The sequence below is a fragment of the Chloroflexia bacterium SDU3-3 genome, assembly GCA_009268125.1.
Lineage (GTDB): Bacteria > Chloroflexota > Chloroflexia > Chloroflexales > Roseiflexaceae > SDU3-3.
Genome location: WBOU01000007.1, coordinates 193,521 through 212,255 on the forward strand (window position 1 = coordinate 193,521; position 18,735 = coordinate 212,255).

The 18,735-nt window shown below is 65.6% G+C and carries 11 protein-coding genes and 1 pseudogene; 9 read left to right on the forward strand and 3 right to left on the reverse strand.

Annotated elements, in window-relative coordinates; translation table 11 throughout:
• The first annotated feature begins 22 nt into the window (after positions 1-22).
• From F8S13_13810 to F8S13_13825, 4 genes are all read left to right on the forward strand, one after another.
• Positions 23-979: an ABC transporter ATP-binding protein gene (locus F8S13_13810; protein ID KAB8142627.1), complete on the forward strand. Its 957-nt coding sequence runs from the start codon at positions 23-25 to the stop codon at positions 977-979.
• Between the two features lie 488 nt (positions 980-1,467).
• Positions 1,468-2,970 carry an MHS family MFS transporter gene (locus F8S13_13815; GenBank protein ID KAB8142628.1) on the forward strand — a complete coding sequence of 501 codons (1,503 nt, stop codon included), beginning with the start codon at positions 1,468-1,470 and terminating at the stop codon, positions 2,968-2,970.
• 148 nt (positions 2,971-3,118) lie between these two features.
• Positions 3,119-5,077, forward strand: coding sequence for an acetate--CoA ligase (gene acs / locus F8S13_13820; protein KAB8142629.1), 1,959 nt, complete (start codon positions 3,119-3,121; stop codon positions 5,075-5,077).
• Positions 5,078-5,229: 152 nt separating this feature from the next.
• A complete protein-coding gene (locus F8S13_13825) occupies positions 5,230-6,210 on the forward strand; it encodes a superoxide dismutase (protein ID KAB8142630.1) in 981 nt (326 codons plus the stop codon).
• A gap of 47 nt (positions 6,211-6,257) precedes the next feature.
• Here F8S13_13825 and F8S13_13830 read toward each other — a convergent pair whose 3' ends face one another.
• On the reverse strand, positions 6,258-7,091 hold the full coding sequence (locus F8S13_13830; protein KAB8142631.1) for an ABC transporter permease: 834 nt from the start codon (positions 7,089-7,091) through the stop codon (positions 6,258-6,260).
• A gap of 1,128 nt (positions 7,092-8,219) precedes the next feature.
• Positions 8,220-9,296, reverse strand: a pseudogene (locus tag F8S13_13835) (pseudouridine synthase).
• A gap of 556 nt (positions 9,297-9,852) precedes the next feature.
• Here F8S13_13835 and F8S13_13840 point away from each other — a divergent pair.
• Positions 9,853-11,373 (forward strand): hypothetical protein, encoded by a 1,521-nt coding sequence (locus F8S13_13840; protein KAB8142632.1) that lies wholly within the window; start codon positions 9,853-9,855, stop codon positions 11,371-11,373.
• Positions 11,374-11,442: 69 nt separating this feature from the next.
• On the opposite strand, the gene F8S13_13845 is transcribed toward F8S13_13840, so the two are convergent.
• The gene (locus tag F8S13_13845; protein ID KAB8142633.1) at positions 11,443-12,732 is read right to left on the reverse strand and encodes an SH3 domain-containing protein; all 1,290 of its coding nucleotides are present in this window, start codon (positions 12,730-12,732) and stop codon (positions 11,443-11,445) included.
• A 341-nt stretch (positions 12,733-13,073) separates the two neighbouring features.
• Here F8S13_13845 and F8S13_13850 point away from each other — a divergent pair, with 341 nt between their 5' ends.
• The 4 genes from F8S13_13850 to F8S13_13865 all read left to right on the forward strand — a co-directional run bounded on the left by F8S13_13850 (position 13,074) and on the right by F8S13_13865 (position 18,671).
• Positions 13,074-13,988, forward strand: a complete 915-nt coding sequence (locus F8S13_13850; GenBank protein ID KAB8142634.1) for an acetyl-CoA carboxylase carboxyl transferase subunit beta — start codon at positions 13,074-13,076, stop codon at positions 13,986-13,988.
• Positions 13,989-14,027: 39 nt separating this feature from the next.
• Positions 14,028-14,903, forward strand: a complete 876-nt coding sequence (locus tag F8S13_13855; GenBank protein ID KAB8142635.1) for an acetyl-CoA carboxylase carboxyltransferase subunit alpha — start codon at positions 14,028-14,030, stop codon at positions 14,901-14,903.
• Positions 14,904-15,392: 489 nt separating this feature from the next.
• Positions 15,393-17,474, forward strand: a complete 2,082-nt coding sequence (locus tag F8S13_13860; GenBank protein ID KAB8142636.1) for a serine protein kinase — start codon at positions 15,393-15,395, stop codon at positions 17,472-17,474.
• A gap of 87 nt (positions 17,475-17,561) precedes the next feature.
• Positions 17,562-18,671: a DUF444 family protein gene (locus tag F8S13_13865; GenBank protein KAB8142637.1), complete on the forward strand. Its 1,110-nt coding sequence runs from the start codon at positions 17,562-17,564 to the stop codon at positions 18,669-18,671.
• Positions 18,672-18,735: the final 64 nt, after the last annotated feature.

Sequence of the window (18,735 nt, forward strand, 5' to 3'; positions counted from 1 at the left end):
CGCCGCCCAGCATAGGCGTGGCATGACAACATACGCGATAGAGACGCGCCAGCTGCAGAAGCGCTACGGCGAGAAGCTGGCGGTGGCCGACCTCACCCTGGATGTACCACGGGGTGAGGTCTTTGGGTTCCTCGGGCCGAACGGCGCGGGGAAGAGCACCTCGGTGAAGATGCTGCTGGGCCTGGTGCGGCCCAGCGGCGGCGCGGCCCAGGTGCTGGGCGGCGGCCCGGGCGACGCCCGCGTGATGGCCAGGGTGGGCTTCCTGCCCGAGCACTTCCGCTTCCACGAGTGGCTGCACGCGGCGGAGTTCCTAGACCTGCACGGGCGGCTGTATGGCATCGCCCCCGCCGAGCGCGCCCGCCGCATCCCGCAGCTGCTGGATGAGGTGGGCCTGGCCGAGCAGGCCAAGCGCCCGCTGGCGGGCTTCTCGAAGGGCATGCTGCAGCGCATCGGCCTGGCCCAGGCCCTGCTGAACGAGCCGGACCTGGTGTTCTTGGATGAGCCGACCTCGGCGCTCGACCCGTTCGGGCGGCTGCTGGTGCGCGGCGTCATCCAGCAGCTGAAGGCCAGGGGCGCGACGGTGTTCCTCAACTCGCACCTGCTGGGCGAGGTCGAGGCCACCTGCGACCGGGTGGCGTTCATCCGCCAGGGGCGCGTGCTGCGCACCCTCACGCTGCGCGATTTCCACCCCGACCACCTCCAGGTGACGCTCACCACCGGCGGCCTGCCGCCCGAGCTGCTGGCCCAGCTGGCCCAGATCGAGGGCCTGGCCCGGTTCGACCCCGCCGCCGCCACGGCGGCCAGCGCGCCGCAGGGGGCCACCACGCTGGAGCTAGTGGTGGATGGCGAGCAGCGCCTGCCGCAGATCGCCCAGGCCGTGGTGCAGAGCGGCACCCCTCTCTATGCCCTGAATCCACGGCGCACCTCGCTGGAGCAGCTGTTTCTGGAGATCGTGGGCGACGAGGACAGCGGCCAGTAGCCCGTGGCTAGGTTTGATCCACCGGAGCATTCTTACCACGAAGACACGAAGGCGCGAAGGCTTCCATTTTTTTGAATTTTCGCGCCTTTGTGGGTCGTTTTTTCCTTTTCTTGGAGTCTTGAAGTCTTGGTGGTAAATCGGTCCTCTCGCCCCCTTCGCGTCTTCGTGGTGAATCGGCGCTCTCCTCCCCTTTGCGGTGAATCTTGATCTTGCGCGCAACCTCGTTTATCATACGGGCAGATCCAGCGCTCCTTTTTAAGATGACATCGCTGTCGTTGGTTGGCCTTGCTCAGCATGGCGTCGCACCCCTTTGGCCCTCCGAACGCATATGCCTTGGACTGTGGCATCCCTACGCGGCTGCGCGCTGCCGTGCGCACACCCCGCCGTATTGGCATAGAACGACATCCCCTGCGCCCGCGTGGGCACAGGCATGTGGGCGCTGGCCGCGCGATGGCGTGCGGCCAGGGAGAAGAAGAGGAGGCTCTGCGATGGCTGCACACGCACCGGCGCTTCAGACCGGCCAGGTTGAGAAGAGCAAGATCTGGTCGGTGATTGGCGCATCCGCCGCTGGCACGGTTATCGAGTGGTACGACTTCTACGTCTTCGGGTCGCTGGCCGCGATCATCTCCCCGCTGTTCTACCCCAAGGGCAACGACATCCTGGCCCTGATCGCCTATCTCTCTACCTTCGCGGTGGGCTTCATCGTGCGTCCGTTCGGGGCGCTGTTCTTCGGGCGCATCGGCGACATGGTGGGGCGCAAGTACGCCTTCCTGGTTACGCTGCTGATCATGGGCGGCGCGACCACGCTGATCGGCCTGCTGCCGACCTACGGGTCTATCGGCATCGCCGCCCCGATCATCCTGCTGCTGATACGCGTGCTTCAGGGCCTGGCGCTGGGCGGCGAGTACGGCGGCGCGGCCACCTATGTGGCCGAGCACGTGCCCGACGGCAAGCGCGGCTTCTACACCAGCTTCATCCAGATCACGGCCACGCTGGGCCTGTTCATCTCGCTGGCCGTCATCCTGATCGTGCAGGCCATGATGCCCAAGGAAGCCTTCGCCGCGTGGGGCTGGCGCATCCCCTTCCTGCTCTCGGCGCTGCTGGTGATCATGTCGCTCTACATCCGCCTGCGCATGAAGGAGTCGCCGATCTTCCAGCACCTGAAGACCACGGGCCAGACGGCCAAAAGCCCGCTACGCGAGAGCTTCGGCAACTGGGCCAACTGGAAGCGCGTGCTGATCTCGCTGTTCGGCGCGACGGCGGGCCAGGGCGTGGTGTGGTACACCGGCCAGTTCTACGCGCTGTTCTACCTGCAGTCCATCCTGAAGATCGAGCCGAACACCGCCAACGTGATCATCGCGGTGGGCCTACTGCTGGCCATGCCGTTCTTCGTGGTGTTCGGCGCGCTCTCGGATCGGATCGGGCGCAAGTGGCTGATGATGGGCGGCTGCCTGCTGGCGCTGATCTCGTACTACCCGATCTACATGGCCATGGAGCGGGCGGCGGGCAATAATATCGTCAGCCTCACCTCGCAGACCAACCCGCTGACGGGCGCGATCACGCTCACGCCGATGACGCTGGATGCGGCGGGGCAGCTGGTGGCCGCGCCGGTCGCGCCCAGCCCGAACATGCCGCTGCTCATCCTGCTGGTGTTCATCCAGGTGCTGTTCGTCACCATGGTCTACGGCCCGATCGCGGCCTATTTGGTCGAGGCCTTCCCGGCCAAGATCCGCTACACCTCCATGTCGCTGCCCTACCACATTGGCAACGGCGTGTTCGGCGGCCTGCTGCCGGTGATCGGCCTGGCGCTGTGCGCATCCACCGGCAACATCTACGCTGGCCTGGCCTACCCGATCGCGGTGGCCCTGATCACCGTGGTGATCGGCTCCATCCTGCTGAAGGAGACCCACGCCACCAAGATCTGGGAGGAGACCGGCGAGAACTACCCCGAGCCGATCGCCCCCGAGGACCTGGCCCCGGCGCGGCGCTAGCGCGGCCTGCGCAGGCTGGCGGCTGGCCGCGCATCGGGCTGGCCGCCAGCTTCTTTGTGAAAGCTGGCGCAGCTCTGCAACCAAACCAGGCCGATTTCTGGTACACTAACGCTGCCGACATCCCCTAATGAGCTGAGGAGTGCCAACAATGACTGTTGATGCGACACCCACTAGCGCCGCGTCGGGCGGCGCTCAGGACGATCCGAAGTTCTACTACCCGCCCCAGGATCTGGTCGAGCACTCGAATATTCTGGCCTACGCGCGCGAGAAGGGGTTCTCGAACGTCGATGATCTGTACCAGTGGACGATCCAGGAGCCGCAGCAGTTCTGGGCCGATATGGCCGCGCGCTACCTCGACTGGTTCGCGCCCTGGGAGAAGGTGCTGGACGATTCCGCCGCGCCCTTCTACAAATGGTTCACCGGCAGCAAGACCAACATTGTCCACAACGCCGTCGAGCGCCACGCCGCCGGGCCGAACCGCGACAAGGTGGCGATCATCTTCGAGAGCGAGCAGGGCGAGACGACCACCTACACCTACGCCCAGGTGGCCGCCGAGGTCAACCGCTTCGCCAACGTGCTGCGCTCGCAGGGTGTGGCCAAGGGCGACCGCGTGACGATCTACCTCTCGCGCGTGCCGCAGCTGCTGTTCGCCATGCTGGCCGTCACCAAGATCGGCGCGATGCACTCGGTGGTCTACGGTGGCTTCTCCACCGATGCGCTCTACTCGCGGATCATGGATGCCCGCTCCAAGGTGCTGGTCACCGGCGACGGCGGCTGGATGAACAACAAGATCGTCGAGCTGAAGAAGATCACCGACGAGGCGGTGGACCGCGCCCACGATGTGGTCGAGCGCGTGATCGTGTTCCAGCGCACCGGCCACGACGTGCCCATGAAGCCAGGGCGCGACGTGTGGTGGCACGAGCTGGCCGCCCAGCCCGGCATGGACGAGCCGTGCCCGACCGAGCCGATGGATGCCGAAGACCCGCTGTTTATGCTCTACACCTCGGGCACCACCGGCTCGCCCAAGGGCCTGGTGCACACCTGCGGCGGCTACCAGGTGGGCGTGGCCGCCACGCTCGCGCTGGTGTTCGACATCAAGCCGAACGACATCTACTGGTGCGCCGCCGACCCCGGCTGGATCACCGGCCACTCCTACATCGTCTACGGCCCGCTCATCCTGGGCGCCACCGAGGTGATCTACGAGGGCGCGCCATCCTTCCCTAACCCCGACCGCTGGTGGAGCATCGTGGAAAAGTATGGTGTCACCATTCTCTACGCCGCCCCCACCGCTGTGCGTGGCCTGATGCGCTTCGGCGAGGAGTGGCCCGCCAAGCACGATCTCTCCAGCCTGCGCCTGCTTGGCTCGGTCGGCGAGCCGATCAACCCCGAGGCCTGGCGCTGGTACCACCGCGTGATCGGCCACGAGCGCTGCCCGATCATGGACACCTGGTGGCAGACCGAGACCGGCGCGTTCATGATCACGCCCAACCCCACCACCCCGCTCAAGCCCGGCTCGGGCACCAAGCCCTTCCTGGGCATCGAGGTGGATGTGCTGAACGAGGAGGGCCAGCCCGCCAGCGCCAACGACGACGGCCTGCTGGTGATCAAGACGCCCTGGCCCGCCATGCTGCGCACGATCTACGGCGACCCGAACCGCTACGTGCAGCAGTACTGGTCGCGCCTGCCCGGCCTCTACACGGCGGGCGACGCCGCGCGCAGGGATGATGACGGCTACTTCTGGGTGATCGGTCGCATCGACGATGTGATCAAGGTCTCGGGCTACCGCCTGGGCACCGCCGAGATCGAGTCGGCGCTGGTCTCGCACCCTGCCGTGGCCGAGGCGGCGGCCATCGGCCTGCCCCACGAGGTGAAGGGTAACGCCATCCACACCTACGTCATCCTGCGCCAGGGCCAGGTGGCCAGCGACGCTCTGGCCGAGGAGCTGCGCAAGCACGTGGGCAAGGAGCTTGGCCCAATCGCCCGCCCCGAGGCGATCAACTTCGTCTCCGCGCTGCCCAAGACACGCTCGGGCAAGATCATGCGCCGCGTGCTAAAATCGCGCGCGCTCGGCCTGCCCGAGGGCGACCTGAGCACGCTGGAGCAGTAGCCGAACGCATCGTTGAGCCGCCGGTATGGTGCAGCGTACCGGCGGCCTTTCTGCGCCGCTGAATCGTGCGAACGCCAGTGCGCTAGGCCTAGCGGTGGCACACATCTTGTTGCATCCTTGGCAGGAGACGGTATGTAGCGAAAGAGGGGCCAATGAAGATTCGGAATCTCGCCCGCCCGCTGGCATCGCTGGCGGTTCTGATCGGCTTCTTGGGCATCGCGCCGGATGTGGTGGCGCAGCGCACCCAGGCCGAGCCGCCCGCCACCCCGATCGCATTCCCGGCAGCCGATGTGGTCTTCCCCGAGGGGGTGGCGGTCCACCCCGTCAACGGCCAGCTTTTTGTGGGCAGCACCGCCAACGGCGCGGTCTATCGCGGCGACGTGCGCAGGCCCGAGCGCGGGCTGTCGGTGTTTCTGCCGGGCGGCGCCGATGGCCGCACCACGGCGATCGGCATGAAGGTGGATGCCAAGGGCTACCTGTGGATCGCGGGCGGCGCGACCGGCAAGATCTGGATGTACGACTCGATCACCGGGCGGCTGCTCAGCGAGTTCTGGAACGGCCTGAGCGCCAGCACCTTCGTGAACGACATCACCGTGACGCCCGACGGGGCGATCTACGCCACCGACTCGAACACGCCCATCCTCTATCGCGTCGCGCCGGATGCGCAGGGCGTCTACCAGTTCTCCTACTGGCTCGACTTCCGCGGCACCGCGCTGGAGTATACCCAGGGCTTCAACCTGAACGGCATCACGTCCACCGCCGATGGCAAATACCTGGTGGTGGTGCAGAGCAATACGGGCAAGCTGTTCCGCATCGCCACTGCCAGCAAGGAGGTGGCCGAGATTCCGCTGGCGGGCGGCGACCGCGTGACCAGCGGCGACGGCATCCTGCTGGATGGCAGCACCTTGTATGTCACACGCAACAGCCTGGGCCTGATCGTGAAGCTAGAGCTGGCCGCCGATCTCTCCTCGGGCAAGCAGGTGGGCAGCTTCACCAGCTCGTCGTTCCGTTACCCCACCACTATCGCCAAGTGGGGCGACCGGCTGCTGGTGGTGAACTCGCAGTTCAACCGGCGCGGCACCCCGCCCAACCCCGAGCTGCCCTTCACCACATCGCTGGTCAGCATCCCCTAGCGCCGCCTGCCGTAACGCAAAGCCGAGGCACATCGCCTCGGCTTTTTCTATAGGTCGCGCTTCTCCAGCTGGCGCAGGGCCAGCACCAGCATGATCACGCCGTAGGCCACGGCGTAGATCACCATGGCCGGGCTGGGTATCGAGGCGCTGGAGAAGGGCGAGGGAATGCTGTTGGAAATCGCGGGCTGCATCAGGTAGGCTGCCCGCCGCCACACCGACTCGACCGGCATCAGCAGGCTGGAGATGATGCCGATGTTCACCGCCGCATCCGAATCGAACAGCGACCCGATCTGCTCGACCCACGCGCCGATAAACGCTAGGCCGTAGAGCATAAACAGCAGCACGCCGTTGGTGAGCGTGGAGAGCCGCGTGCCGCCCAGCAGCGAGCACGAGATCAGCAGCAGCGCCTCTAGCATCAGCAGGGCAATGCCCTGGAGCGCGTTTGGTGGGGTGTAGCGGGCGATAGCGTAGGCGGACAGTAGAATGCCGCCGCTGAGCAGCGCCAGGTAGCCGCACAGCATCAGCGCGTAGCCCAGCCATTTGCCCAGCAGCACCTGCCAGCGCCGCACCGGCTTGGTGATAATTGTCTGGATGGTGTGCGTGGCGATCTCGCCAGAGACCGTGTCGACCGAGCCGAAGATCGCCAGCATGATCGTGAGGAAGTGGACGACGTAGAGTCCCGCCAGCACGAGGAAATTGTGCATCTGGGGCAAAAAGAGCGTGCTGCCAGTCATCTTCGCGCTGGCCTCGCTATGGACATAGCTGAAGCCGATGGCGTAGAGCATGATGAACACCAGCCCTAGCCCGAGGGCGGCCAGCGCCACACGCCGTCGGCGCGCCTCTTGGAATGTGAGCCATGTTATTGTCATAATGGTGTTCATAGCTGCTTTTCTTTCAGAATAGCGCTGGGATCGTGAGATCAGCGATACTATTGTTGGAAAAGAAAGATCGTGTTAGCTGGTAGTAGCGCCGTATCTTTGACGCTTATCCCGCTCTTTTGTTGCCTATAATAGCAGAAGACACCCAGAATGTATCTGAGTGTCTTCTGCTTTGCTTATGAGCTGCGATGCCTACTTGCGGCGGCGATCTGGCCCATTGAACTTGCGGCCTGGGCCGCCGCTGAACGAGCGCCCGCCTTGTGGCCTGCTGGGCCGCCCGCCGAAGCTGCGCTGGGGTCGGTCGCCGAAGTCGCGGCGGGGCTGCTCATCGCGCTGGGGGCGGTCGCCGAAGTCGCGGCGGGGCCGCTCATCGCGCTGGGGGCGGTCGCCGAAGCTGCGCTGAGGGCGGTCGCCAAAGTCGCGGCGGGGCTGCTCATCGCGCTGGGGTCGGTCACCGAAGCTGCGCTGAGGGCGGTCGCCAAAGTCGCGGCGGGGCCGGTCGTCGCGCTGGGGGCGGTCGCCGAAGCTGCGCTGGGGGCGGTCGCCAAAGTCGCGGCGGGGCCGCTCATCGCGCTGGGGGCGGTCGCCGAAGCTGCGCTGGGGGCGGTCGCCGAAGTCGCGGCGGGGCCGCTCATCGCGCTGGGGCCGGTCGCCGAAGCTGCGCTGAGGGCGGTCGCCAAAGTCGCGGCGGGGCCGGTCGTCGCGCTGGGGGCGGTCGCCGAAGCTGCGCTGAGGGCGGTCGCCGAAGTCGCGGCGGGGCCGCTCATCGCGCTGGGGGCGGTCGCCGAAGCTGCGCTGAGGGCGGTCGCCAAAGTCGCGCTGGGGGCGGTCATCGCGCTGAGGGCGGTCGCCGAAGCTGCGCTGGGGGCGGTCGCCAAAGTCGCGGCGGGGCCGGTCGTCGCGCTGGGGGCGGTCGCCGAAGCTGCGCTGGGGGCGGTCGCCAAAGTCGCGGCGGGGCCGCTCATCGCGCTGGGGCCGATCGCCGAAGCTGCGCTGAGGGCGATCCTCAAAATTGCGCTGAGGCCGGTCGTCGCGCTGGGGCCGGTCGCCGAAGCTGCGCTGGGGGCGGTCATCGCGCTGAGGGCGGTCGCCGAAGCTGCGCTGAGGGCGGTCGCCAAAGTCGCGGCGGGGCCGGTCGTCGCGCTGGGGGCGGTCGCCAAAGTCGCGCTGGGGCCGCTCATCGCGCTGGGGGCGGTCGCCGAAGCTGCGCTGAGGGCGGTCGCCAAAGTCGCGCTGGGGGCGGTCGCCGAAGCTGCGCTGGGGGCGGTCGCCAAAGTCGCGCTGGGGGCGGTCGCCAAAGTCGCGGCGGGGCCGCTCATCGCGCTGGGGGCGGTCGCCGAAGCTGCGCTGGGGGCGGTCGCCAAAGTCGCGCTGGGGGCGGTCGCCAAAGTCGCGGCGGGGCCGGTCGGAGCCACCCATGGCCACGATACTACGGCGGCGGCGGAATGGCGCGTCCGCGCCAGCGGCATCGCCATCCTCGGATGGGCGCCCGCCCACGTGCTGCCAGAGGCCCTCGACCTCGGCGTCGGTCAGCAGCCGCCACTGGCCGAGCGGCAGATCGCCGATGGTCAGCGAGCCTTCGCGCACGCGGATGAGGCGCTTCACCTCGTAGCCCAGCAGCTTGGCGACCTCGCGGATCTGGCGCTTGCGGCCCTCGTGCAGCACGATCCGCACCCACGCGCCGTCGTCGGTCTTCTCCTGCAGGTCGACCCAGGCCGGGGCGGTCATCTCGCCCTCGATCTCCACGCCCTCGCGCCAGTCGCGCAGCGCATCGGCATCGGGTGCGCGGTCGAGCAGGGCGCGGTACTCTTTTTCCACGTGGAAGCTGGGGTGGGTCAGCCGCTGGGTTAGCGCGCCGTCGTCGGTCATCAGGATCAGGCCCTCGCTGTCCTGGTCGAGCCGACCGACGGGGAAGAGCCGCGACTCGCTCTCGACCAGCTCCACCACGGTGGGGCGGTTGTGGGTGTCCTCGGCGGTGGAGATCACGCCGGTGGGCTTGTTCAGCATGATGTAGGTGCGCGGCTGCGGCTTTTTCAGCGGTGCGCCATCAACGAGGATCTGGTCGGCCTCGGGGTCGACTCGTGCGCCCAATGTGTGCATCACCTTACCATTCACCGTCACGCGGCCTGCGGCAATCAGCTCCTCGCAATCGCGCCGTGAGGCGATCCCAGCTGCTGCCAGTACTTTCTGTAGTCGTTCTGCGCTCAACGTAGCTACCCCTTGTTCATCTGCCGCGAGCTATTGGCGCGGCTTTTAGGCGCACAGACACCCTGCCTGTGCGTAAAACACAGAAGATCCCTGCCCACACGCACGGTCGAACCGACGTGATCGGATCAAGCGCTCTTGCGCTTGTGCTTTCGATTTACATAACCATTGGGCGAGTCGTGACGTTTGCTCATTCCGGCGCGGCGATAGCGGCGCCTCATTCATATGCGGTCCTAGCGTGTGCTAGGCTTTTCTCCACGGCGCGAACAAAGCTACAGGGTAGCGCGCTCTAGACGGTGGCGATATGCTGGCAGTGGAAACCCCTGCCGTAGGCCGCAGTTCGTGCCTGATGCTGGCGCATGGGTACACGAGCGGCAGTTGAAAGAGCACCGGGACTGTAGGCTATGATGTGCGGACGAATTGATTATACCATAAGTTTGCCCGGCGTATAGCGCCTTACGCGGCGCTCTCTGCGCCCTGGGAGGTGCGGCACAATACACTGGTATAATCGTGCGGGCTGGCTACCAGCGCAGGCATGTGAGTAGGGGAGATCTGTGATATGGCCGATTCGGCTGCTTCGGCAGGGCGGCGAAGGCTCGCGCCGCCGCTCTTGGCCGCCTATCTGCTGGGGGCGGGCGGGCTGGTGTGGCTGGCCTACCCCCTGGTGGCCCGCTGGCTGCGCTGGATCAGCAGGATGATGCTGTACCCCTACCCCGCCGACGGGCTAGAGGGCACGCTGCTCTCGCAGGCGCACCTGCTGTGGTTGGGCAAGGCGCTGTACCAGCCGTTCGAGCGCTACGCCTTTGTTTCCTCGCCCTACCCGCCGTGGCACCCGCTCATCCTGGGCTTCGCCGACCAGTTTGCCGGGCCGCATGTGTTCTGGTCGGGCCGGGTGGTCTCGCTGGCGGCGGGCGCGCTGGTGCTGCTGGCGGCGGGCGCGCTGGCCTGGTATGGCGGGCGCTCGTGGGCTGGCGGCCTGCTGGCGGTGATCTTCCTGATCAGCGCGCCGCCCTTCGCGCTGTGGGCCACCCGCATCAAGCCCGACATGTATGCCCTGCTGTGGACTGCGCTGGGGCTGCTGTGCGCCGGGCTGGCGCTGCGGCGCGGCGGGCGCGCGGCGGGCCTGGGGCTGCTGGCCGCGCTGTGCTTTGCGCTGGCCTTCTTCACCAAGCAGACCGCGCTGGCCGCGCCGCTGGCGGCTGGCGGCGCAATGCTGCTGGCCGATCTGGCGGTCTACGGGCGCGATCGCAGCGCTGGCCTCTGGCGCGCGGCCAGCCGCCGCACGCTGGCATTTGGCCTCGGCTACGTTCTGATGGTGGGCGTCGTGTGGCTGCTGCTGGATGGCTGGTCGGGCGGGCAGTTCACCTTCCACATCTGGACCCAGCACCGCAATGCGGCGTGGTCGCTGCAGCTGATGGGGAAGTATGTCGCGCTGCTGGCACCCTACTGGCCGATGCTGCTGCTGGCGCTGGGCGTGTTCGCGCTGGCGCGGCGCGAGCCGGTGGCCCCGCTGCTGGGCTGCTATCTGCTGCTGGTGCCGTTCACGCTGCTGGGCGCGGGCAAGACTGGCGCGAACCACAACCACCTGCTGGAGAGCCTGCTGGCCCTGGCGCTGGGCGGCGGCGTGGTGTTTGGCCACGCGCTGCGCCGCCCGCCGCTGGCCGCGCTGGTCGCCGCCGCCGTGGCGCTGCAGCTGTGGCTGTGCGCCACGCCGCCCGCCTGGTACGGCGGCGAGCTGGTGCTGCGCGAGACCCCCGAGCGCTATGTGGCCTTCATCCGCAGCGTGCCTGGCGAGGTGCTGGCCGATGACCCCGGCCTGCTGTATATGGTGGGCAAGCCGCTGCGCTACGACGACCCCTCGGGCTTTGGGCCGGTGGCCTTCAGCGGCCTGTGGGATCAGAGCGGCCTGGTGGATGATATCCGCCAGCGGCGCTTTGCCGCCATCCTCATCCCGCCCGATGTCGATGAGGGCAGCGAGGATGTGAGCGGGCGATGGACGCCGCAGATGCTGGATGCCATCCGGGCGAGCTACCGCGTGCTGTTCCGCGATACGCTCACGGTCTATGTTCCCTGCGAGTAGGCAGCGCCGCAACAAGAAGGGCCGCAGCTCGGTTGAGCTGCGGCCCTTCTGTATCTTCCCACCTGCTGGCTACTGCCCGACAGGCACCTGCTCGGCAACCCCGGCATCCACCCGCACCAGCGAGGCGCTGAACCAGCCGGTCTTACCGCGCGGGTTGGTCACCTTGTACCACGCGCCGTCGGCGCTCTTGGCCACCAGCACCACAGTCTCGCCGGCGTTGTTCTGGTCAACCACGTCGCTCTGGGTGCTGGGCGCGGTGCGCAGGTTGCCGCCGTTCCAGACATAGCCGGTCAGCTGGCTGCCCGTGCTGGCGGGTGTGGGCGGGGGGGTATTGCCGCTGGCGGTGGGCGCGGGCGTCGGCTCCATGGTCGGCTCGGGGGCGGGCGCGCTGCCCTCCACGGGAACCTTGGCCGCAACCTCGGGGGCGACGGTCAGCAGCGAGGCGCTGAACCAGCCCGTCGTGCCACGCGGGTTGGTCATTTTGTACCACACGCCGTCCTTGCTCTTCTCGATCAGCGTCACCACCTCGAAGGCGTTGTTCTGATCCAGCACCTTGCCGTTGAAGTTCGGCTGATCGCGCACGTTGCCGCCATTGCGCACTGTGCCGGTGAGCGTGGATGTGGCGGTGGGCGTGGGCGCTGTGGTGGCGGTGGCGCTCACCACGGCGGTGGCCTTGACGGTGGCGGTGGGCTTGGCAGTGGGCTTGGGCGTCGGCGTGGTGGCGCTGGCGTAGAAATCGTTGCTGTAGATCTGTGGCACGGTCAGCGTGGCCGCGTCGGCGCTCACCTGCGCGCCATCCGCCCCAGCCGCGCTGAGGGCGATGGTGTAGGCCTTATTTTTGCTGGGCGTGGGGGCGCTCGGGTTTTTGCTCAGGTTGATCTGGATCTTGCCGCCAGCGACCGTCCCGGTGGCGGTCTCGGGGGTGAACCAAGCGAAGGGCTGGCCATCCTCAAGCAGCTGCGCTGTCACCTGGGTGCCGCCGGGCATGTTGGTGTTGGCCTGCACCAGGATGCGCGTCGGGTTGCTGAGCGTGGCGCTCACCTCGGTGATGCTGGCTGGCTCGGGCGTGGGCGTCAGCGGCGGCTGCGATGTGGGCTGCAGGATGTTGACCAGCACGATGATCGTGCCGATCAGCAGCACCAGGGCCACGCCCAGCAGCACCTTGGCAGCCATGGGCGCGTTGCGGATGCGGGTGCCCAGGGTCTCTGGCTCTTTGATGTCGGGGTTGGTGTAATCTATAGGCTGGCCAAAGTCTGGCGGGGGAAGTACCTCATCCGTTTTCTTGCGCTGCCTCTGCATAATAAAGAGGACGGCGAGGACGATGCCGAGACCCCCAATAATGAAGGGAAGATATTCCATGTGTGCGGACTCCATTACTGCACGGGCGCTTAGATCCTGCGTGCACGCTCATCAAACCTCATCATATGATAACCTGTATTATTGTGCAAGCCTGAAATCGTGATTAGGTAGCAGTATGGCCTTGTATCGTGCAGATACGCTTGGGCCTTAGCTGGGTTGCTGTTAGGATTTTAACCCATTACACAACCATGGTATCAAAATCCATGGCCCCAATACCATAGCGTGTGAAGTTAGGTGACAATCCGCTCACAGTGGCGGCGGCGCGCTTGTGGCGGATAGCACATTGTACGCGAAAGCATGCGTGGTATAATGGCCACGTGTTTGCACCAGGAGCCATATCGATGAAAGAATTCTTCCGGCGGAATAAAAAGAGCTTTGCGCCTTCGCAGCGCGAGGACGAGCCGCAGATCCCTGAGAATCTATGGGTGAAATGCCCATCGTGCCGCGAGCTTATCTACCAGAAGCAGCTGCTCGATAACCTGAAGGTCTGCCCCAAGTGCAGCCATCATATGCGTCTGGTGCCAGCAGAATGGCTGGGCCTGCTTGATGCAGACTCGTTTGTCGAATACGACGCCGATCTGTGGCCCGCCGACCCGCTGGGCTTTGTGTCGCCCAAAGAGACCTACGCCGACAAGCTGCAGACGGTGCAGGCCCGCCTGGGCCAGGCCGACGCGGTGGTGAGCGGCGTGGGCACGATCGACGGCCTGCAGCTGGCGATCGCCATCTGCGACTTCTCGTTCATCGGCGCATCTATGGGCAGCGTCTATGGCGAAAAGATGACCCGCGCCGCCGAGCGCGCCGCCGAGCTGGGCATCCCCCTGCTCACCATCAACTCCAGCGGCGGGGCGCGCATGCAAGAGGGCGTGATCTCGCTGATGCAGATGGCCAAGATCAGCATGGCGCTCACACGGCTGCACGCGGTGCGCCAGCCCCACATCTCGCTGCTGGTCGACCCGTGCTTCGGCGGCGTGCTGGCCTCCTACCCCTCGGTGGCCGACGTGATCATTGCCGAGCCTGGCGCGAACATCGGCTTTGCCGGCAGCCGCGTGGTGAGCCAGACGATCGGCGGCAAGATGCCCGCCAAGCACCAGACCGCCGAGTATATGTACGAGCACGGCATGGTCGACATGGTCACGCCGCGCGGCGAGCTGCGCCCGGTGCTCTCGCGGCTGCTGCTGCTCTACAGCCAGAAAGAGACCGCCGTGCCCGCGCTCCCCACGCTGGAGCCAGCCCTGGCCGAGCGCCAGACGCCCTAGGTGCATGCGGCCCTGCAGATCGCGACAAGGATAGTTTGAATGACCTCACTAGAGACCACTGAAACGCTTTCTACCTGGGATCGTGTGCAGCTTGCGCGCAATGTGCAGCGCCCGCACACCTTAGATTTTGTCCGCGGTCTGTGCGAGAACTTCGTCGAGCTGCACGGCGACCGGCGCTTCGGCGACGATGTGGCGATCGTCGGCGGGCTGGCCAGCTTCGATGGCCGCACCGTGATGGTGATCGGCCACCAGAAGGGCCGCAACACCCGCGAGAACGTGCAGCGCCACTTTGGCATGCCCAAGCCCGAGGGCTACCGCAAGGCGCTACGGCTGTTCCGCCACGCCGAGAAGTTCGGCATCCCCCTGCTCTGCTTCATCGATACCCCAGGGGCCGACCCCGAGCGCGAGTCCGAGGAGCGCGGCCAGGCCAACGCCATCGCCGAGTGCATCATGACCATGACCAACCTGCGCGTGCCGATCATCGCCACGATCATCGGCGAGGGTGGCTCGGGCGGCGCGCTGGCCATCGGCGTGGCCGACCGCCTGCTGATGATGGAGAACGCCATCTACTCGGTGATCACCCCCGAGGGCTGCGCATCGATCCTCTGGCGCGACGCATCCAAGGCCCCCGATGCGGCCAAGGCCATGCGGATCATCGCCAGCGACGTGCACGAGCTGGGCGTGGCCGACGCCGTGGTGGCCGAGCCGGAGGGCGGCGCGCATGTCGACCACGTGGCCGCTATCGCCGCGGTTGGCGAGCACATCCGCCGCCACTTTGCCGACCTCGACAAGCTGGGCCTGGATGTGCTGCTGGGCCAGCGCTACGACAAGTACCGCCGGATCGGCGCGTTCTACGAGCAGCAGCAGGAGCTGTCGGGCCTGCGCGAGAAGATCGGCCCGCTGCCCTTCGCCTGATCTGCGCCCCGCACGGCGGCCAGCGGCGCGATGCCGCTGGCCGCTTTTTTGTGCATCCGGCCCCCGCCATCCCCACGTACTATGGCACACGAACGTGAAAAGTAGTACGAATGCGCTATCCACACCCTTGACGCACGTTCTTCAGGTTGCTATAATTCCCAGACACCCGGTATACCGGGCCTCCCTCGATTGATCCCAAGTCTCAAGCTGTATAGCGGTTGTTTCGCACCGACGCAGAGCCGCATACTTGCACCTACCCAGCCCGCACAGAGCCCACCTCTGTAAGAATTGTGACACCACCGAACCCTAACTTGGTTCTCGGATCAACGGTGCCACTACGGGCCAGGACGCGTCGCGAACGACGATTGGCACATTTGCAGGACTGCCAGACAGTACCCAGCCCCGCTGGGTCGGCGGTCACTTGTGATTCACTTGGCATACCTCTCGTTCGGTATGCAGGTGAGTGTGGCAGTAGTCAGGAGGCTTTCGATGACAGTTCAGACCGGCTCGGCGTTGTTACAGTCGATCAGCGAGCTGCAGGATCAGCGCACCTTCCAGGAGCTCAACTGGAGCGGCGCATTTGCAGACTACCTCGACATCGTGTCTCAGGACCCCAAGGTGACACGCAACGCCTTCCAGCGAATCTACGACATGATCATGTCGTATGGCAGCGAAGAGTTTGTTGATGCAAAGAAGCGCCTCATCCGCTACCGGTTTTTCAGCGACACATCCTTCGATCAGAACGACGCTATTTTTGGGCTTGAGATTCCCCTGATGCGCCTGGTGAACTTCTTCAAGGGCGCGGCCAAGGGCTACGGCACCGAGAAACGCGTGCTGCTGCTGCACGGCCCGGTCGGCTCGTCGAAATCCACGATCGTGCGCCGCCTCAAGCGCGGGCTTGAGCACTACTCGCGCCGCGAGGATGGCGCGCTCTACACCTTCGACTGGTACATGGGCGAGATCCCCGACGGCAAGGGCTGGGACTATGCCAGCGCGGCGCAGGAGGAGTGGGAGCCGTGCCCCATGCACGAGGATCCGCTGCGGCTCATCCCCCGCGACCTGCGCGAGCGCTTCTTGGCCGATTTCAACGCGGGCAAGCCCGATGATGAGCAGGTGTCGATCGTGGGCGATCTCTGCCCTGCCTGCCGCTACAACTTCAAAGACCTGATGCTGCGCTACAAGGGCGACTGGAGCAAGCTCATCCGCCATGTGCGGGTGCGCCGCCTGATCTTCAGCGAGCAGGACCGCATGGGCATCGGCACGTTCCAGCCCAAGGATGAGAAGAACCAGGACTCGACCGAGCTGACCGGCGACATCAACTACCGCAAGATCGCGATCTACGGCTCGGACTCCGACCCGCGCGCCTTCAACTTCGATGGCGAGTTCAACATCGCTAACCGCGGCGTGATCGAGTTCGTCGAGATGCTCAAGCTCGATGTGGCCTTCCTGTACGACCTGCTCGGCGCATCGCAGGAGCACAAGATCAAGTCCAAGAAGTTCGCCCAGACCGATATCGATGAGGTGATCATCGGGCACACCAACGAGCCAGAGTACCGCCGCCTGGAGAACAACGAGTTCATGGAGGCGCTCAAGGACCGCACGGTGCGCATCGACATCCCCTACATCACCCGCCTGCGCGATGAGATCCAGATCTATGAGCGCGACTTCAACCGCAAGCGCGTGAAGGTGCACATCGCCCCGCACACCCTGGAGGTGGCGGCTATGTGGGCGGTGCTGACCCGCCTGGAGGAGCCAAAGAAGCCGAACCTGACGCTGCTGCAGAAGATGAAGCTCTACAATGGCAAGACCCTGCCCGGCTTCACCGAGGACAACATCAAGGAGCTGCGCAAAGAGGCCAACCGCGAGGGCATGGAGGGCATCTCGCCCCGCTACATCCAGGACAAGATCTCGAACGCGCTGGTCTCGTTCCAGCAGGATGGCTATATCAACCCCTTCATGGTGCTGAACGAGCTGGAGAGCGGCCTGAAGAACCACGCACTGATCAGCAACGAAGAGGCCCGCAAGCGCTACAAAGATCTGCTCTCGGTGGTGAAGGAAGAGTACACCGAGATCGTCAAGAACGAGGTGCAGCGCGCGATCTCCGCCGACGAGGAGGCGATCAAGCGGCTGTGCGGCAACTATATCGACAACATCAAGGCCTACACCCAGCGCGAGCGGGTGCGCAACAAGTTCACCGGCCAGATGGAAGAGCCGGACGAGCGACTGATGCGCTCGATCGAGGAGAAGATCGACATCCCCGAGTCGCGCAAGGATGACTTCCGCCGCGAGATCATGAACTACATCGGCGCGCTGGCGATCGAGGGCAAGACCTTTGACTACAAGACCAACGAGCGGCTGCACAAGGCGCTGGAGCTGAAGCTGTTCGAGGACCAGAAGGACTCGATCAAGCTGACCTCGCTGGTATCGCGCGTGATCGATAAGGACACCCAGGAGAAGATCGACGTGGTCAAGTCGCGCCTCATCCGCGATTTCGGCTACAACGACCAGAGCGCGACCGATGTGCTGAACTATGTGGCCAGTATCTTCGCACGTGGCGACACCAAGAATTAGGGTCGCGGGCGCGGGCGGGGGCTGGTGCTCGGCGCAAGGGAGCGCACGCCACTAGCCCCGGCCCTGGCCTCGGCTGAAGGCAAACGTATGTCCATGCGTCGTGTTGAGCGCGATCTGGGCCGGTTTCGCCAGATCGTGCGAGGAAAAATAAAGAAAGACCTGCGCAAGTATATGTCGCAGGGCGAGATGATCGGGCGTCAGGGCAAGCGCTATGTCTCCATCCCCATGCCGCAGATCGACATCCCGCAGTTTCGCTATGGCTCGAAGCAGGGCGGCGGCGTGGGCCAGGGCGAGGGCGATGTGGGCGACCCGATCGGCCAGGGCGACGGCCAGCCCGGCCAGGGCCAGGCCGGCAGCGACCCTGGCCAGCACGTGGTCGAGGTGGACATCACCATCGAGGAGCTGGCCCAGATCATCGGCGAGGAGCTGCAGCTGCCCAACATCCAGCCCAAGGGCCGCAAGACTATTATCTCGCAGAAGGATCGCTACTCCGGCATCCGCAAGGTCGGCCCCGACTCGCTGCGCCACTTCAAGCGTACCTACCGCGAGGCGCTGCGTCGCCAGATCGCCTCGGGCGAGTACAACGCCAAAGACCCCGTGATCGTGCCCATCCGCGAGGATATGCGCTACCGCTCGTGGAAGGTGACCCAGCAGCCCGAGTCCAACGCCGTGATCATCTACATGATGGATGTCTCTGGCTCCATGGGCAGCGAGCAGAAGGAGCTGGTGCGCATCACCGCCTTCTGGATCGAGACCTGGCTGCGCTCGCAGTACAAGGAGATCGACATCCGCTATATCGTGCACGACGCGGCGGCCAAGGAGGTCGACCAGGACACGTTCTACCACCTGCGCGAGGGCGGCGGTACCAAGATCTCCTCGGCCTACAAGCTCTGCATCAAGCTGATCGAGGAGCGCTACCCGCCGGATGAGTGGAACATCTACCCCTTCCACTTCTCCGACGGCGACAACTGGGGCGGCGGCGATACCCGCGAGTGCGTGGACCTGCTGCGCAGCTACCTGCTGCCCAAATCCAACCAGTTCTGCTATGGCCAGGTGCGCTCGCTCTACGGCTCGGGCCGATTCGCCCACGACCTAGAGGAGTACCTGGGCCGCGAGGAGAACCTGATGGTCTCGGAGATTGCCGACCGGGATGATATCTACGATGCGATCAAGGCGTTCCTTGGAAAAGGCAAGTAGTATGCTGAGGGTGTCGGGTTAGGTATGGCAGCGGGTATGCTGCGGCCCTCGCCCCGCACACTCA

Bases quoted from the DNA above. Each gene is read 5' to 3' on its own strand.
- F8S13_13810 (KAB8142627.1), top strand. From the start codon at position 23: ATGACAACATACGCGATAGAGACGCGCCAGCTGCAGAAGCGCTACGGC.
- F8S13_13815 (KAB8142628.1), top strand. From the start codon at position 1,468: ATGGCTGCACACGCACCGGCGCTTCAGACCGGCCAGGTTGAGAAGAGC.
- acs (KAB8142629.1), top strand. From the start codon at position 3,119: ATGACTGTTGATGCGACACCCACTAGCGCCGCGTCGGGCGGCGCTCAG.
- F8S13_13825 (KAB8142630.1), top strand. From the start codon at position 5,230: ATGAAGATTCGGAATCTCGCCCGCCCGCTGGCATCGCTGGCGGTTCTG.
- F8S13_13830 (KAB8142631.1), bottom strand. From the start codon at position 7,091: ATGAACACCATTATGACAATAACATGGCTCACATTCCAAGAGGCGCGC.
- F8S13_13840 (KAB8142632.1), top strand. From the start codon at position 9,853: ATGGCCGATTCGGCTGCTTCGGCAGGGCGGCGAAGGCTCGCGCCGCCG.
- F8S13_13845 (KAB8142633.1), bottom strand. From the start codon at position 12,732: ATGGAATATCTTCCCTTCATTATTGGGGGTCTCGGCATCGTCCTCGCC.
- F8S13_13850 (KAB8142634.1), top strand. From the start codon at position 13,074: ATGAAAGAATTCTTCCGGCGGAATAAAAAGAGCTTTGCGCCTTCGCAG.
- F8S13_13855 (KAB8142635.1), top strand. From the start codon at position 14,028: ATGACCTCACTAGAGACCACTGAAACGCTTTCTACCTGGGATCGTGTG.
- F8S13_13860 (KAB8142636.1), top strand. From the start codon at position 15,393: ATGACAGTTCAGACCGGCTCGGCGTTGTTACAGTCGATCAGCGAGCTG.
- F8S13_13865 (KAB8142637.1), top strand. From the start codon at position 17,562: ATGTCCATGCGTCGTGTTGAGCGCGATCTGGGCCGGTTTCGCCAGATC.